Source organism: Nostoc sp. (assembly GCF_036917655.1).
Lineage (GTDB): Bacteria > Cyanobacteriota > Cyanobacteriia > Cyanobacteriales > Nostocaceae > Nostoc.
The window spans coordinates 62,601-78,018 of sequence record NZ_JBALCY010000076.1; the positions used below are offsets into that span (position 1 = coordinate 62,601).

General features: G+C 41.6%; 18 protein-coding genes and 1 pseudogene. 10 read left to right on the forward strand and 9 right to left on the reverse strand.

What is annotated here, in order from left to right; genetic code table 11:
* The first annotated feature begins 434 nt into the window (after nucleotides 1-434).
* Complete coding sequence (locus V7K30_RS29240; protein ID WP_335005363.1) at nucleotides 435-2,105, forward strand: transglutaminase family protein; 1,671 nt, start codon at nucleotides 435-437, stop codon at nucleotides 2,103-2,105.
* A 184-nt stretch (nucleotides 2,106-2,289) separates the two neighbouring features.
* On the opposite strand, the gene V7K30_RS29245 is transcribed toward V7K30_RS29240, so the two are convergent.
* Complete coding sequence (locus tag V7K30_RS29245) at nucleotides 2,290-3,006, reverse strand: hypothetical protein (RefSeq protein ID WP_335005365.1); 717 nt, start codon at nucleotides 3,004-3,006, stop codon at nucleotides 2,290-2,292.
* Between the two features lie 96 nt (nucleotides 3,007-3,102).
* On the reverse strand, nucleotides 3,103-3,957 hold the full coding sequence (locus V7K30_RS29250; protein ID WP_335005367.1) for a PD-(D/E)XK nuclease family protein: 855 nt from the start codon (nucleotides 3,955-3,957) through the stop codon (nucleotides 3,103-3,105).
* 146 nt (nucleotides 3,958-4,103) lie between these two features.
* On the opposite strand from V7K30_RS29250, the gene V7K30_RS29255 reads away from it, so the two are divergent.
* The 4 genes from V7K30_RS29255 (at nucleotide 4,104) to V7K30_RS29270 (ending at nucleotide 6,703) form a co-directional block, all read left to right on the forward strand.
* A complete protein-coding gene (locus V7K30_RS29255; RefSeq protein ID WP_335005369.1) occupies nucleotides 4,104-5,519 on the forward strand; it encodes a phosphoglucomutase/phosphomannomutase family protein in 1,416 nt (471 codons plus the stop codon).
* A gap of 155 nt (nucleotides 5,520-5,674) precedes the next feature.
* On the forward strand, nucleotides 5,675-5,950 hold the full coding sequence (locus V7K30_RS29260; protein ID WP_335005371.1) for a LapA family protein: 276 nt from the start codon (nucleotides 5,675-5,677) through the stop codon (nucleotides 5,948-5,950).
* Nucleotides 5,951-5,963: 13 nt separating this feature from the next.
* On the forward strand, nucleotides 5,964-6,170 hold the full coding sequence (locus V7K30_RS29265) for a DUF433 domain-containing protein (RefSeq protein WP_335005373.1): 207 nt from the start codon (nucleotides 5,964-5,966) through the stop codon (nucleotides 6,168-6,170).
* On the forward strand, nucleotides 6,167-6,703 hold the full coding sequence (locus V7K30_RS29270; RefSeq protein ID WP_335005375.1) for a DUF29 domain-containing protein: 537 nt from the start codon (nucleotides 6,167-6,169) through the stop codon (nucleotides 6,701-6,703). Before V7K30_RS29265 ends, V7K30_RS29270 begins: the two co-directional genes overlap by 4 nt.
* A 16-nt stretch (nucleotides 6,704-6,719) precedes the next feature.
* Here the strand turns inward: V7K30_RS29270 and V7K30_RS29275 are convergent, their stop codons facing one another.
* On the reverse strand, nucleotides 6,720-7,643 hold the full coding sequence (locus V7K30_RS29275) for an AraC family transcriptional regulator (RefSeq protein ID WP_335005377.1): 924 nt from the start codon (nucleotides 7,641-7,643) through the stop codon (nucleotides 6,720-6,722).
* Between the two features lie 241 nt (nucleotides 7,644-7,884).
* Here V7K30_RS29275 and V7K30_RS29280 point away from each other — a divergent pair, with 241 nt between their 5' ends.
* Entirely contained in the window at nucleotides 7,885-8,961 is a 1,077-nt protein-coding gene (locus V7K30_RS29280; RefSeq protein WP_335005379.1) for an alpha/beta hydrolase, read from the forward strand.
* A 151-nt stretch (nucleotides 8,962-9,112) separates the two neighbouring features.
* Here the strand turns inward: V7K30_RS29280 and V7K30_RS29285 are convergent, their stop codons facing one another.
* Both V7K30_RS29285 and V7K30_RS29290 read right to left on the reverse strand, forming a co-directional pair.
* Nucleotides 9,113-9,247: a hypothetical protein gene (locus V7K30_RS29285; protein ID WP_335005381.1), complete on the reverse strand. Its 135-nt coding sequence runs from the start codon at nucleotides 9,245-9,247 to the stop codon at nucleotides 9,113-9,115.
* 181 nt (nucleotides 9,248-9,428) lie between these two features.
* Nucleotides 9,429-9,647: a hypothetical protein gene (locus tag V7K30_RS29290; RefSeq protein ID WP_194042646.1), complete on the reverse strand. Its 219-nt coding sequence runs from the start codon at nucleotides 9,645-9,647 to the stop codon at nucleotides 9,429-9,431.
* A 196-nt stretch (nucleotides 9,648-9,843) separates the two neighbouring features.
* Between V7K30_RS29290 and V7K30_RS29295 the strand changes: the two genes are divergently transcribed.
* Nucleotides 9,844-10,014 (forward strand): type II toxin-antitoxin system HicB family antitoxin, encoded by a 171-nt coding sequence (locus V7K30_RS29295; protein ID WP_335005385.1) that lies wholly within the window; start codon nucleotides 9,844-9,846, stop codon nucleotides 10,012-10,014.
* 30 nt (nucleotides 10,015-10,044) lie between these two features.
* Here the strand turns inward: V7K30_RS29295 and V7K30_RS29300 are convergent, their stop codons facing one another.
* From V7K30_RS29300 to V7K30_RS29310, 3 genes are all read right to left on the reverse strand, one after another.
* Nucleotides 10,045-10,278, reverse strand: coding sequence for a DUF433 domain-containing protein (locus V7K30_RS29300; protein ID WP_335005387.1), 234 nt, complete (start codon nucleotides 10,276-10,278; stop codon nucleotides 10,045-10,047).
* A gap of 137 nt (nucleotides 10,279-10,415) precedes the next feature.
* A complete protein-coding gene (locus V7K30_RS29305) occupies nucleotides 10,416-11,111 on the reverse strand; it encodes a hypothetical protein (protein ID WP_335005389.1) in 696 nt (231 codons plus the stop codon).
* Nucleotides 11,112-11,261: 150 nt separating this feature from the next.
* Nucleotides 11,262-11,984: a Uma2 family endonuclease gene (locus V7K30_RS29310; protein WP_335005391.1), complete on the reverse strand. Its 723-nt coding sequence runs from the start codon at nucleotides 11,982-11,984 to the stop codon at nucleotides 11,262-11,264.
* 232 nt (nucleotides 11,985-12,216) lie between these two features.
* On the opposite strand from V7K30_RS29310, the pseudogene V7K30_RS34445 reads away from it, so the two are divergent.
* The 3 genes and pseudogenes from V7K30_RS34445 to V7K30_RS29320 all read left to right on the forward strand — a co-directional run.
* Nucleotides 12,217-12,324 (forward strand): annotated as a pseudogene (locus V7K30_RS34445) (IS982 family transposase); the annotation flags it as partial.
* A gap of 199 nt (nucleotides 12,325-12,523) precedes the next feature.
* Complete coding sequence (locus V7K30_RS29315) at nucleotides 12,524-12,703, forward strand: hypothetical protein (RefSeq protein ID WP_335005579.1); 180 nt, start codon at nucleotides 12,524-12,526, stop codon at nucleotides 12,701-12,703.
* Nucleotides 12,704-13,009: 306 nt separating this feature from the next.
* A complete protein-coding gene (locus V7K30_RS29320) occupies nucleotides 13,010-13,471 on the forward strand; it encodes a hypothetical protein (RefSeq protein WP_335005392.1) in 462 nt (153 codons plus the stop codon).
* Between the two features lie 110 nt (nucleotides 13,472-13,581).
* Here V7K30_RS29320 and V7K30_RS29325 read toward each other — a convergent pair whose 3' ends face one another.
* Nucleotides 13,582-15,159: an NAD(P)H-quinone oxidoreductase subunit 4 gene (locus tag V7K30_RS29325; RefSeq protein ID WP_335005394.1), complete on the reverse strand. Its 1,578-nt coding sequence runs from the start codon at nucleotides 15,157-15,159 to the stop codon at nucleotides 13,582-13,584.
* Between the last annotated feature and the right edge of the window lie 259 nt (nucleotides 15,160-15,418).

Here is a 15,418-nt window from a genome sequence, read left to right on the forward strand (position 1 = left end):
TTACATTAAGGCTGTCACCCAGTTGTATGAGTGTATATGTAATTCTTAATATTTGTAAATTTATACTTTTTTGAGATAGTGTTATTTCTCACGAAAGAGTTTTTCGGAACACATTGTACCGATAATTGTGAGTAATAAAGCTTTGAAGCTTTGTTACAGAAGCATATGCGACAATTAATTTTAGGCTGCCATTGCTTTAATTGACATCTAGTTAATAGCCAGAATGCATGGCACGAGTGCATTTCTTCTCTACCATACCAGAGGCGAAGATTTGAAATTTTGCGGAAAGTTAAGCCAGTCGCTTGTGTATTTACCCACTCAAGCGAACTCGCATACCAGTAGGGTTTCTTGACCCTAGCAAACTTTTCAAGCCAAATTTTGAATTTTGAATTGCTTAGGCGTGCTAAACCATTGAATAAATATGCTTAATATGTATGAGTTTCACACTTCCCACTTTGACCGTTAGCCAGATGTTTGGGCAAAAAATAATTCGACCGCTTACTGCTGCTACCCTGTGTGGCATTACTTTCATTAAAGATAGACTGATTGCCATTGACAGTATTAAAGGGCATCTACTGGAGATTGATCCCACATCTGACAACAGCAAAATTCTCAATCCCCATCAAGTTAAAGAATTTACCGATGTCACTGGTCTAGCGGCGTGGTCAGATTCTTTGTGGGTGAGCCGAGAAAATAGTGTTTACTTGTGCAAGCTGGATGCTTTGGATCTAGAACATTTTGTGACATTGCCTTATGAGGCTGATGGCGTTGCTGTTTGGGAAACAACAGTTTATGTCAGCTGCCAAAGGCTGGGCTACATTCTGATTTTTGACCGCGAAACGCGAAAAGAGATTACCAGATTTTATGCCCCTGGCGTTGGGATAGAGAATTTGGCAGTTAGTCAGGAAATGCTGTGGATTTGCGATCGCACCGAACAATCAGTTTACGCGATGGACAGGGCGACGGGAGAACTTAAATTCAGTGTCCTGACACCCTTTGAATCTCCCACAGGCATCGCAATCCATAAAAATGGCGAAACAGGCAAAGAAAGTATTTACATCGCTTACGCCTCAGAGGAGCCTTATATTCGGGACAACCCAAATGCTGATCCGAGTCATGAGCTAACGTTCCGCGATCGCACTTTTATTCATCCTCTGTATTATGATTACCAGCCAGATAAGCGCTACGCCCTCTCTAATGGCTATCTGATTGAAATGTCCTATGCTGAGGAAATTGCACCCTTAGACGAGGTTTATTTACCTGATGTAGAATGGCGCATTGCCCTACCCTCGGAAACCGAGCGTCAAAAGGTGAAACACGTTGAACCCATTGGTATCCCCTTTACCGAAGAAGTCATAGAAGGGCAACGTGTAGCAGTCTTTAAATTTGATTCTCTTGCTCCAGGCGAACGGCATATATTTGGCTGGAAAGCACTTTTGGAAGTTAGAGGCATTAAGTATCGCATCACACCCAGAGATGTGGAAGATATACCTGAACTTTCCCCAGAATTAGAAACACGCTACCTAGTAGATGACGACGATTTAGCAATGGATACTACCATTGTTCGCCGTGCCGCCAGAGAAGCGATTGGTTCTGAAACCAATGTGCTGCGGAAAATGCACAGCATCCGCAACTACGTCTATGATCAGTTATCCTACGGTATTAAACCTTACATTGACCCGCCAGATATAGTTTTAGAACGGGGCGTTGGTTCCTGTGGCGAATATGTCGGCGTCTTACTTGCCTTATCCCGTTTAAATGGCATCCCCTGTCGCACCGTAGGTAGGTACAAATGTCCTCCTCATAGTGACTTACTAGGAGTGCCGCTACAACCCGACTTTAATCATGTTTGGCTGGAGTTCTACGTCCCGAATTTCGGCTGGTTGCCAATGGAATCAAATCCTGACGATGTGGGGGAAGGTGGCCCTTATCCCACGCGCTTTTTTATGGGCTTGTGCTGGTATCACATTGAAATTGGTAAAGGTATCACCTTTGAAACTGTGACAAGTCAAGGTGCGCGGCTAACCAAAGAAGATATCCCCATTGGTGATTTAGCGATTAATCATATTCGGTTCACAATTCTTAAAGAATTGCCACCTTTTTGAATTTGGGCATTGGGGAAAGACCCTGAGAAAGTGAGTAGGGTGTGTTATGCCTACGGCATAACACACCTTAATACTCTCTGCTTAACTACAATTTTGGAGAAGCTTAGAAAAATCATTCATAGCAGTAACCTCTAATTTGATGAATATTTATTAATTGAACAGCCACATCGCGCTTTTATTGAAGTCAATCTTTCCTCTCACGAGGGGGTGAATTAGCTGGCAGTGTATCAGCACGAACCACATCGCTAATCCATTCTCCCTCAATATTATTGTTAGAATAATTTGCATAATCATCCCATGTCATGGTGTCGCCAGTTGAATATTCATAAACGACCCCACGAGTTTGATTATTACCACCTCCATCATTTAAATGAATCCAGGTTACATAATCACCAGATGGAGGATAAGCACCACCAAATTCAATACCTGGAGGTTGAGCTAAACTTCTAATTGCCCCTGGTACAGGTCGCCAACTCCGAAAGTGATGAGTTACAAATTTGTCAGGATAGCCAGACCTCCTGTAATGTACTGTTTGGTGGAATTTGTAATTATAAAGAACTGAAGATTGACCTTGTGGGCCACAAACTAAATTAAGTGGATAAAAAGAACAATATCTCTCCTTCGCTTTATTTGGAACCTGCTCATTTTGAGCTTTAGTTGTGCTAATTGCAGCCTTTGCAATAGAAGCTAATTCCGAGCCAGCAGCGGCACATTCAGGTTTAACAGCACAAGTGTCTAGAGACGACAGCAATACATAAACAGTTTGAGGTAAAATCCCCTTAAATATTAGAAGTAAAAGAAACGTCGAAATTCCTACAAATTTAAATACGAATTTATTTACTGTTAATAGCACTAGTTTTAACTCCTTACAACCAAAGATAAAAATCAGTGTATCTGACATCTAGTTTGTCTGATAGGAGAAGAGAATCAGTCCAGTAAAAATACGAGTATTTAGTAGCTTTTTTGAAAATTGAACTAAGGCAAATAAATAAATTAATTAGCTATTAACTCTTAAACTCGGCAGTGGATATGATTGATGCTGCTTAAAATCGGCAAACTCACAGATGGAGTTAAATGGGCAAAAACGGCAGTGAGAGCCAGGATTTGGAGGGAAGATTTTACTGAAATTACTAGTTTCTTCCTGATATTTTTGCAAATCGTGCTGGTGCTTGTGAGCAACATTAGCTAACTCAAATTTTAAGGATTCTAATTCACTATTATTGATGCTAATTAACTCAGATTTCTTACATATTTCTAAATTATAAAATGATGCAACCGCTTCCCGTCCAGGGTAAAGATAACGAGCAGCTAGTAAATAAACTAATGCCTGTCGTCGGTCAAAAGCCGACTTACCAGTTTTGAAATCTAAAATATGTAACGTGCTATCAGACTCAATGAAAACGCAGTCCATAGCCGCATATAAGCGAAAGCAATAATCCTCTTGTTCAACTACTATCGGTTTAGGAAAGCCTTCATCACCTGGAGTTAATTGGATAATATCTTTATCCAAAAGCAACGGTGCATCGTGATATTTTTTCAAAATTTGCAGCACCCGTTGCTGGACTTGATCGCTTGAGTTACCTAATTTCAGTAGTTGTGCAACTCTTTCTACACCATCTGATTGCTTCAACAGATGCCTGTGATGATGAAACTCATAAACGCCTTTTTGGGCGAGTATGCCAATCCGCTGGGGTGCGGTGGCTTGCGCTAACAGCGCTTTGACTTGTGGTTCGTGTTGCCGCGCTTTGATAAACCCCCGTCTCATCTGGCAATGCCAGCGTTCTTGCCCGGTCGCTGGGGCAACTAGAGACCAAAGGTGATAACTGGCAAAAGGTCGATCGGGGGTTGACATTGCTCAGAAACAGTGAGAGAAAATACGGTGGGGAGAAGTTTAACCTAAGGCTTTCTTAGAAAAGAACTTCCGAGGATACTTGCTGCTACACACGCTTTGCGCGAAGCTTTTATAGTACTGATAATGTACGGGAGCAAGTGGCAAAAATGTCCAGCAAGATAAAATTTGGCACCGATGGATGGCGAGGGATTATTGCCGATGACTTTACTTTCCCAAATGTGCGGAAAGTAACAAGGGCAATCGCCACTTACTTAGAAACAGCCTACACAAAAGACAGACCAGTACTTATTGCCTACGATACTCGCTTTTTAGCTGACCAGTTTGCCCAAACAGCGGCCCAAGTTCTGGCAGACTTGGGTTGGACTGTCAAAATTACTGATCGGGATTGCCCCACACCAGTAATTGCCTACAACGCCCGTCACTTAAATTCCGCTGGGGCGTTAATGTTTACTGCTAGTCATAATCCAGCACCCTACTGTGGAATTAAATATATACCCGATTATGCTGGGCCTGCCACTCCAGAGATTACTGATACTATTGTGGCAAATATAGAAAGCGCATCGGATGAGTTGCCTGGGAGCAACCCATCAGGTTCAATTTCAATTTTCGATCCGAAACCAGATTACCTGCAATTTATCTACACCCTACTTGATGTAGAAAAAATCAGAAGCGCTAATTTAAAGGTAAAGTACGATGCTTTGTATTCTACCTCTCGCGGCTATTTAGATGAAGTTTTGCAATATAGTGGCGTTCAGTTAGAAAGTTTCCACGATTGGAGGGATGTTTTATTTGGGGGTGGAATGCCAGAACCCAAAGGAGAACAATTAGTTGAGTTAGTGGAAGCAGTACTTCGCGATCAAGCAGATTTGGGCTTGGCGACTGATGGAGATAGCGATCGCTTTGGTATCGTTGATGAACAAGGAACCGTCCTTACTCCTAATACTGTGCTGCTAGTTCTAGCACGTCATTTAATCAAAAACAAAGGTAAAACCGGCGCTATAGTCCGCACTGTAGCTACAACCCACCTGCTGGATAATTTTGCTGCTAAAAATGGGCTGCAAATTTATGAGACACCAGTTGGTTTTAAATACATCGGCGAAAAAATGCGCGAAACTGCCGTGTTGATCGGTGGAGAAGAATCAGGCGGTTTAAGTATTATCGGGCATATTCCCGAAAAAGACGGGGTTTTAGCCGATATGCTAGTGGCAGAAGCGATCGCCTATGAAGGCAAACCGCTGAGTCAACTTGTCAAAGAAGCGATCGCAGAAGCCGATGGTCCACTTTACAACAACCGTCTAGATTTGCACCTCACAGAGGCGCACAAAACCGCTGTCATCGACTCCTTTACCAAAAATCCACCTACAGAGGTAGCAGGAATTAAAGTCAAGGAAGTGGGGCGTAAAGATGGTATTAAGCTGTACTTAGAAGAAGGTAGCTGGGTTTTACTGCGTCCTTCTGGTACAGAACCACTGGTGCGCGTCTATCTAGAAACCAACACTCCCGAAAAACTTACCCAAATCGCGCAAGAGTTAGAGAGTGTTATTGCTAAATTAGAGGCATAAGAAGTAGGAGTTAGGAGTTAGGAGTTAAGAGTTATAAATTAATAATTCTTAACTTCTCACTCCTATTAACAGTTATGAGTTATGAGTTCTAAATTAATAACTCCTAACTTCTAACTTCTCACTTCTAACTTCTAACTCCTAACTTCGCTCAAAGTATGAAAATCGCTCCTTTTTTGACATCTCTAGTTGTAGCGGTTTGGGTAATAGCGATCGCAATTATTTCAGTCCAAAATGCCACACCTGTATCGTTAAAATTCTTAACATTTCAATCGATTCAGATACCAATGGGTTTAGTGCTGGCTTTTAGTGCTGGTGTGGGGTTAATTGGTATGGCACTGCTGCAACCTCTGTGGGGACTTACTGGTATTGGGCAGCGTAATTCTCGATTGGAAGACGATGCCGAATTTTTTGTTGATGATGAAGATTTTTGAGGGTTGAATAGCTGTGCAGCATCAAAACATTATTACAATCGAACCAGGAAAACGAGGTGGTAAGCCTTGTATTCGAGGAATGCGAATTACTGTATACGATGTTTTATCTTATCTTGCCTCTGGCATGACCTACGAGGAATTGCTTGATGACTTTCCTTATTTGACACAAGAGGATATTTTGGCTTGCCTAAGCTATGCGGCTGATCGAGAACGGCTATGAGTGGAAATTATACAGCAGATTTTAATTTGTGGATTGAACAGACAGCCCAACTATTGCGATCGCATCACTGGCATGAAGTTGATGTAGAACATCTGGTTGAAGAGGTTGAAGGCTTGGGCAAAAGTGAACGACGGGGTATTGCCAGTCAACTAATTCGCTTACTTTTGCATTTGCTGAAGTGGCAATATCAACCCCAGCGTCGCCCAGATAGTTGGCTCGATTCGATTACTGATTCTCGCACCCAAATTGAGTTAGCGATAGAAGATAGTCCTAGTCTTAAGAGCTATTCTACAAAGCAACTTCAGGAAAGTTATCAAAGGGCGCGTCGGCAAGCAGCCAAGCAAACGGGAATACTAATTTCCGTGTTTCCAGAAGAGTGCCCATATTCTGTAGAGTTAGTGTTGGATGAAGACTGGCTACCGTTGGTAAATTGTGGCTATTTGGACTTAGAGAAGTCCAAGAAAAATAACCCTTCATTATACCAGAAAATATTTATGCAAGAGTTCTTTTGTATTAGTCCTTTGCACCAATAAACCTGTCCAATTCTTATTACCCTAAATTGCTTCGCAGCTTGGCGATGTTACGATGCGGGGGAATACCAAATAGTTTTTTATATTCCCGGCTGAAATAAGACGCGTCATCGTAACCGACGCGAAAGCTGGCGCTCGCCACATCCATCTTTTCGCCGAGCATCAGACGGCGTGCTTCCTGAAGCCGTATTTGTTTCTGGAACTGCAAGGGACTCATTGCCGTAACAGACTTGAAATGAGAGTGAAAGCCTGACACGCTCATGCCGAGTTCGCGGGCTGTATCTTCGATTTTCAACGGACGATCAATGTTCTCGCGGATTTGCTTGACTACCCTGGAGATGCGCTGCGCGTCGCCTTCCGTAGTGATCAGCTGACCCAGGCGTGCGCTCTGTTTTCCCTTTAAAAGCCGGTAGATGATCTCGCGGATGATGAGCGGCGCGAGAAACTTCATTTCGTCCGGCGTGTCAAATAGTTTCACCAATTTGACGACCGCATCGAGTAAATCGGCATCAACCGGGCTGACATCCATCGCCTTGACTCCGGCATCGCTTTTTTTTGTTTCGATGCCGGATTCAATCATCACCGCAGCAACAAGTGCCGGATCGAGGTCTATCCGAAGATTCAAATAAGGTTTTTCCTCGGATGCTTCGACGACATTACTCATAATCGGCAAATCAAGCGTCGAGATTAAGTAATGACCGGAATCATAGTGAAATAATTGATCGTTCAAAAGCACATCCTTGCTGCCCTGCGCGATGACGCAGAAGGCGGGCTTTAATACGGATATCTGGCTCTCGGTCGGTTTCGACGATTGATATATTAAAATGCCCGGAAACACTTCCAAAAGGCTGTTTTCGAGAGCGAGACGAATCATTCTTTCGATCAAATCTTCCCGATTGATCTGCATCTTTCGCTTTTCAAATTCTGCTTCTTTTTGGTTCATAAATTCATTTTAAATGCTTTGTTTCTCTTCAGCAGATGACGCGGCAGATTTTTGGAGAATTGTCCGGTTTTTTTCGATAAACGTCCTTACGCTATCCGTTTTCACGCCCGTATAATTGAACTCATACAGCAAATGGTAGAAACGTTGCTGATAAAAAGCAGATTAATATTTGGAGAAATTGAAGATTAATAGAGCAACAATTTAAATCGTTAAATCTAATAATGAAAAGGAGAAAAATTATATGAAACATATATTAATTTTAGGGATGATGACTCTTATGATCAGCGGGCAGCCTTACACACAAGCAGAACAAAAAGAACAATCAAAAACAACAAAAGAAATGGAACAAATAACACCAAAGGGATATACAACTTTTAAGGTAAGCGACAACGTTAAGATGTATAAGGTTACTTTTAAAAACCAATACAAAATGAATGTTGCGGGACATCTATTTATTCCCAATAATTTAGATCAAAGTAAAAAACATTCGGCGATCGTTGTTGGGCATCCTATGGGAGCTGTAAAAGAACAAAGTGCCAACGTGTATGCTGCAAATATGGCTGAACGAGGGTTTGTGACTTTATCTCTTGACTTGTCTTTCTGGGGTGAGAGTCAGGGCGAACCACGCAACGCTGTTGCGCCTGATATATATTCTGAAGATTTCAGTGCAGCAGTTGACTTTCTTGGCACCCGTCCATTTGTTGACAGAAACCGAGTCGGAATAATTGGAATTTGTGGTAGCGGAAGCTTTGTTATCAGTGCCGCTAAGATTGATCCGCGAATGAAAGCGATCGCAACTGTCAGCATGTACGATATGGGAGCAGCCAACCGAAATGCACTTAACCATTCGCTGACCCTTGAGCAGAGAAAGAAAATCCAGGAGGAGGCTGCAAAGCAACGTTATGTAGAGTTTACCGATGGTGAAACCAAATACACGGGTGGTACTGTACATAGGTTAGATGAAAACACACACCCTATCCAGCGTGAGTTTTATGATTTCTACCGTACACCAAGAGGTGAATACACGCCTAAAGGAGGATCGCCGGAACTCACAACGCACCCGACGCTAAGTAGTAACGTTAAGTTTATGAATTTTTATCCGTTTAATGATATAGAAACGATTTCCCCTCGTCCTATGCTTTTCATTACGGGTGATAAGGCTCACTCAAGAGAGTTTAGTGAGGATGCCTACAAACGTGCAGCCGAACCTAAAGAATTGTATATCATTCCGAAAGCAGGACACGTTGATTTATATGACAGAGTTGAGTTAATTCCCTTTGATAAACTCACGTCATTTTTTACTGAACATTTAAAGTAACGTGAGTTTGCGATAACAACCGAAGAATTATTGAAGAAACCGTCGTTTGAGATACAACGACGGTTTATTTTCAAGTAATTTCAACAATAATTGAAATGTTTGGTTCTCCCGAATCAGCGTTGTACCGTGACCTAAATTAATATCAAAAATATCAAAAGCGATCGCGGTTTATTCCAGCTGCGTAGGCGTAGCCCGCCGTTCGCCTAGCGTCTCGTAGAGAAGGCATCGCATCAAGTGCAGCTTTGCGATCGCAATCTATCCGAAACCTAATATTTTCTTGGCTCATCGTGCCATCAAATCAGGCTGTCTTGCATAGTCTTATATTGCAATATATTGTAATGCAACGGTAATGGCGATCGCTATTATCTCAGAGCGCCTGTAGCCTGTAAGCCTTACACCACATAAAAAAGCCTGTGTTGGCAAGCTTTTTTAAAAGATTTTGGGAGAGCGATCGCACTGTTATAAAATCAAAATGTCCATTCGTGATCTGGATCATCTAGGGCGGCGCGAACAGAAGCTAAATTTGCAAGGTCTTTGAAGGGGCTAGATTTAGCTATTTCTGTAATTGAGTTTAAGGTAAGGGCTAGTTGTTCATTATTACCGGATGCGATCGCATTATCAACGACAGCAAATAAAGCGCGAAAGTTTTCTGCACGTTCATCAAAAGAGCGATCTAGATACGCCATCAGCAATTCTCGCTGGGCATTAATCTTGGTGATTGTTTCTTTTTCCCAAGCCTCAATCTCTCGTCTCTTTGTCTGTTCTTGTTCGGCAACCTTTAGGTAATCGGTGTAAGTGCGATCGCTGTTATTCCCAACGAAAACCTCAATACAGGGAAAAGGCGATAAAATATTAGTCGCAATCTTGTGAAGATGATTGGCGATGAAAATTAAAGCAGTTATCTGGCAAGAAGACGGCGTATGGTGTGGTTCTGTACCAGCCCTACCAGGATGTCACACTTGGGGAGACAGCTACGAACATTTGTTAGAGATGCTGCAAGATGCAATTCAAGGTTCGTTGGAAGTTGGACTTACCGAAGAAGATTTGGACTAAAAGCGATCGCTTGAGCATCAATCCAAATTTTCATGCTGTCAGTCGAGGAAAGTCAGTTCGCCGTGCTGCGAACAATAAACAGGCTTGGATATCTTCGAGTTCGAGATCGGGAAAATCCTCTAAAATCTCAGAAACACTGACATTCTCAGCCAACATTTCTAAAATGTCACTCACACGAATTCTCATACCTCGAATACAAGGACGACCACCACACTGACCAGAAGTTTGAGTAATGCGAGTCAACAAATCAACCCTTGAGTTCATGCAAGTATTTTAATATCAGGTACTTTTATTTAACTCTAATTCTGCGATCGCAATTATCCCAGCCTAACATCTCAGTGTAGCAGAAGGGTAATCGCAATTATCCCAAGTTCACATAACAGCAGCTAAGTTGGGCAGGTTTAGGTTAGTTGTAGCTTCAGGTAATCAATGAAGTCCAGAATTTCTGTATCACTGAGTTGTAGGCGCGATCGCTTGCCATATCTCTGCTGCAAATACTCCCTTCCCTGCTCTGGAGTCCAATTTAATTGAGCTAAATATGTATCACTTTGAGCTATTAAAACTGCATGAATTTCTGATGCTGTTGTATTAGCAGATATTTGTATTGGCTCTTGATTTAAATTTTTAATTCTATTAATTTTTAAATTAACTTTTTGCCCTAGAGCTTGCCAGTCAATTTCCCTGTGTCCATCCCAACTAACACCTACAGAGTGATAAGTGACTGGATCGTAAATATTACAGAATACTACTTTTTTATCTCCAGGACTAACAGCAATAGTAAGTGGATGAAGCAGTTGTTCAAAAGTAAGAATATCTAAAGATAGCAATAAGCCTTTACAGAAATAGGTATCGCTTCCTGAGCGGATAATATAAGGTTTATCTGCCAAAACACTTAAATCTGTTCTTATAACTTCTCCGAATGTATTTTCAACCTTTTTATTAACTTCTATCCCTGTAATTACCCCAGTCAACGCTTTTTCATAAATTGGGATGCGTTTTTCATCTTCAGCAAGCATATACCAGCAGTGATCCGATTCTTTGCTGACAAAAACATATTGAGGTTTTGGGACTGCTCCAAATCCTAATTTAACTTCCATATTTTTGATGCAGGTTTTGGTAAATATATTTATTGAGCAACCAGCCTTGATGATTTGTACCGTCAAGTGATGAGTTACTTTATAGATATAATTCCCTAGCCAGGAAGCTAATTAACATTAAAGCAGCAAAAATTCCGAAATCTGGTGAATCTATGACAAAGTTTCTGGATCAACACCAAGCCCCTTCAACCTTTCCACTAACATTTTCACTTGTTGTTCTACTTCCACACGTCGCTGTTCTTCAAAAGTTGTGCGTTCTTCCGCTTCCCTGATGCGTTCTTCTGGTGTCAGCAATTTTTGCCCTTCCTCGTCATACCAGTACAGCCACTCCCGCACTATACCTTGATAAATTCCCCGTTCTCGCCCAATTCCTAAACCAATCTCTGGTAGCCAAGCGGGATTTCCTGACATTAAAATATATTCCCCATCAACTAGATGATATACCTCCAAAGGTGACTTTTTACGCCGAAGGGGACTATACACAACGTAGTACAAAACTCCTAATTCTTTGGCATAAAATTCTTTCTTGGTGCTATATTCTTCCCGATATATTTGGGAGACAACTTCTAGCGCTAAAATTGGCTGCTTCTTTTCTTCCCACAGCACATAACTTAAGCGCAAGTCCTCATCAATGACGCGTTTAACTCCTAAGCTGAGAAACCCATCAGGGACAATGGCTGGTTTGTCTGGGTGATAATAAATACCCATGTCAACACCAAAGAACCAATCCCAGCGATCGCACCAAACCAAAGCGAGTGTCGTTTTCAGCAAGCCGGGAATTAAATTTTGGAGTTCATTATCCACAGCGGTATCATCTGAGTCGGGTAGTTCTTCGGAAGATGGCAAACAATGCAGCGGATTGTAGTTTAACATGAGCGGTTTTGCCAAATCTGATTTTAGATAGATTGTAAGTAATCTATTGATGTGCGATCGCAGCGCCAGAATAAAGAACCATTTTTAGCGACGCCAAATAGCCTGTCGTAGACATCACCTTGTATCTCTATTCTCAGTATTCACAGAGTTGTGATTGCAAAATTTTACATTAAAGTCGTGATTTTTCGGTACTGACTACCACAATCTCCAACTGAACAATAGCAAAAAAGGGCAGAATATTGTTCAAATCGAACATTCCAGAGTATTCAATTTCATGGTGAATTTGGTAGCTGGGCTGATTACCTACACCTACCAGGAGAAAAAATCTTCTGTACTCTAGACTGTGTGAGGGGTTCAGGAGATATTGGTAATGACAAGCTTTTTAAGAAGGATTGGGGGGATCTTCCAGGGTCAAATTACAGTATTTACATCAATGTCACGAAAATCAGTCTCTTGGATAAATAAGCTAATAAGTAGTAGTTGAGCAAAGCAAAACCCAATGTTAGGATTTTTTCAAAAATATCATCTGCAATCAATTCATGACCAATGTTAACTATGTCTACGACGGGCTACGCCTACGCGCTGATTTTGATAGCCCTTGGAAAGAAATTATAGAAGTTTATTTTCCTCAAGCAATGCATTTCTTTTTTCCAGAAACTTCTGCATTAATTGATTGGGAACGTCCCTACGAATTTCTAGATAAAGAATTTCAATGTTAGATTTTACTGCTATGGAAGATTTACTTAACTGGTTACAAACAAATCAATTAGCTTAAAATATATTTTTATGAAAATTGTAAAAAATACATCTACTCACTTACTACATAGAGGATTTTTTGGACTCAGTTCGATGAGTTTTTTTACTTTACCGAATCAGCATTGACTTGGACAAAGAGTTTTAATCTTAACCCCGAAGAGAAAAAAGAGAAAAGTTTAATGAATTATTTAGGATTGCTATATATTTTGATTAGCCAAGTTCATTTTGCAAATCCCTCCAAAAAAGCTTAAAAAGTAGGGCTGTTTAATTTGATAGAAAATTATTACCCAAGTTGGCTTTATCAAGAGCTTATTAATAATTGCTTACCTTGGCAGTCAGGCAAAAATATGAGCTTTGGAGATTTTAATGAACAATATACATTACATGATTCTTATTGGATAGGTATTTTCTATAACATTGGATATGAACAAGCCATAACTTTAGCTATTGACTGGGATTCTGTTTGGTTGCCTGATGAAATAAAAAAAAGTATTACCCTCGCTGAACCCTATATTTTCATCCGATTAACGGGTGTTGAACAGATAAGTACGGCTAATTATATTGACATTGGAAATATTTCTAGAATCATCGGGAGTTGCGAATTTGAAGAGATAAATGGCAAGAAGTTTTTGGCTATTGATGATGTGTTTGGAGGACAAATTAATATTGTCTACAGAGGTGAGGAAACCTTCTTGGCATTAGAGAAAAATAGAAGTATTTTGAAGATCTAAACTAGAAAATTGATTAAGCGATCGCCTCCAAGCAATCTACATCAAAAAAGGGCAGGTATAAAACCCGCCCTCAAAGCAATCAATATTTAAACTAAACTAGCGAGCGCAACTTAATTAGCGATTTGGGGCGCACTCAAAGAAACCTTTAGTGTTTCGTCTTTTTGCTGTGCTAATGTCGGCACGGAATCACGCAATCTTGCCGTCAATTGTACAGTTGTCGCGTCATACATCTGAGTCAGTAACTTCGGATAAAAACCAATACCAATAATTGGTATCAACAAACAGGCAATGATAAATACTTCGCGGGGTTCAGCATCTATCAAAGCTTGGTGAGAAACTAATTCCTTGTTCTCTTCTCCGTAGAAAATTTCTCGCAACATCGACAGCAGATAAATCGGAGTTAAAATTACTCCCACTGCCATCAAAAACACCACAATGACTTTGAAGGTAGAGCTATAAGCATCGCTAGTAGCAAAGCCAACAAATACCATTAATTCTGCCACAAAACCGCTCATCCCTGGCAATGCCAAAGAAGCCATTGAACAGGTGGTGAACATGGCGAAAATCTTCGGCATTCTCTTAGCGACACCACCCATTTCATCCAGCATCAGGGTGTGTGTGCGATCGTAAGTTGCGCCAACCAGGAAGAACAAACTCGCCCCAATTAACCCGTGGGAAACCATTTGCAACACTGCCCCACTCAATCCCAAATCGGTGAAGGAGGCAATACCAATCATCACAAAGCCCATGTGCGAAATTGAGGAGTAGGCAATTTTTCGCTTTAGGTTGCGCTGGGCAAAGGATGTCAGGGCAGCGTAGATGATATTAACTACCCCCAAAACCACCAACACTGGTGCAAAATAAGCGTGGGCATCGGGGAGCATTTGGGCATTCATCCGAATTAAGGCGTAACCGCCCATTTTCAGCAGAATACCTGCTAATAACATGTGTACAGGGGCTGTAGCTTCACCGTGGGCATCAGGTAGCCAGGTGTGCAAGGGAATAATCGGCAACTTGACGGCGTAGGCAATCAGGAAGCCAGCATAGAGGGCAAGCTGGAAATTGAGGGCGAAGTCTTTTAAGGCGAGCGATCGCATGTCGAACGTCACCGTATCGCCGTAAAATCCCATTGTCAGGGCAGACAGCAAAATAAACAGTGACCCGCCAGCAGTGTATAAAATGAATTTGGTCGCTGCATATTGCCGCCTTTTGCCTCCCCAAATCGACAGCAGGAAGTATATCGGCACCAGTTCCAGTTCCCACACCAGGAAAAATAACAGCATATCCTGGACGGCGAACACGGCAATCTGACCGCCATACATCGCCAAAATCAAGAAGTAAAATAGCTTGGGCTTGAAGGTAACAGGCCAAGCTGCTAAAATCGCCAGCGTGGTAATGAATCCAGTCAAAATAATTAGGGGCATAGACAAGCCATCTGCCCCTACTGACCAATTCAAATCTAGTTGGGGTACCCAGGGGTAACTCTCCACCAACTGCAAATCTGGATTGGAGAAATCATACCTAGTATAAAAAGCATAAACAATTAGTGCAAAATCTATCAGCCCTACGATCAGGGAGTACCAGCGCACTGTTTTGCCTTCTTTATCCGGGATGATGGGAATCAGTAGTGAGGCGGCTATCGGCAACAGAATAATCGTCGTCAGCCACGGAAAATTAGCTGTATTCATCACAATTCATCTGCTATCAAAATCATGTTTGGCAAAAAGTCACTAGTTATTAACTAACAGCTTTTTGGGGATTTAGTCTTCCTCGTTAGGTTGATTTAATTAAATTGGCAATCCCCGATTTTTTCTCTTGGGAGTCTCTTTTGACACTTGGGGGTGCGGAATGTGGGTTGGGATACTCCCAGTCAAGTCAAAAGTTTACCCTAAAAAAGCCGCTAAACTAGAATTTTAGTGATGCGATGTCTACGACAAGCCGCTCCGC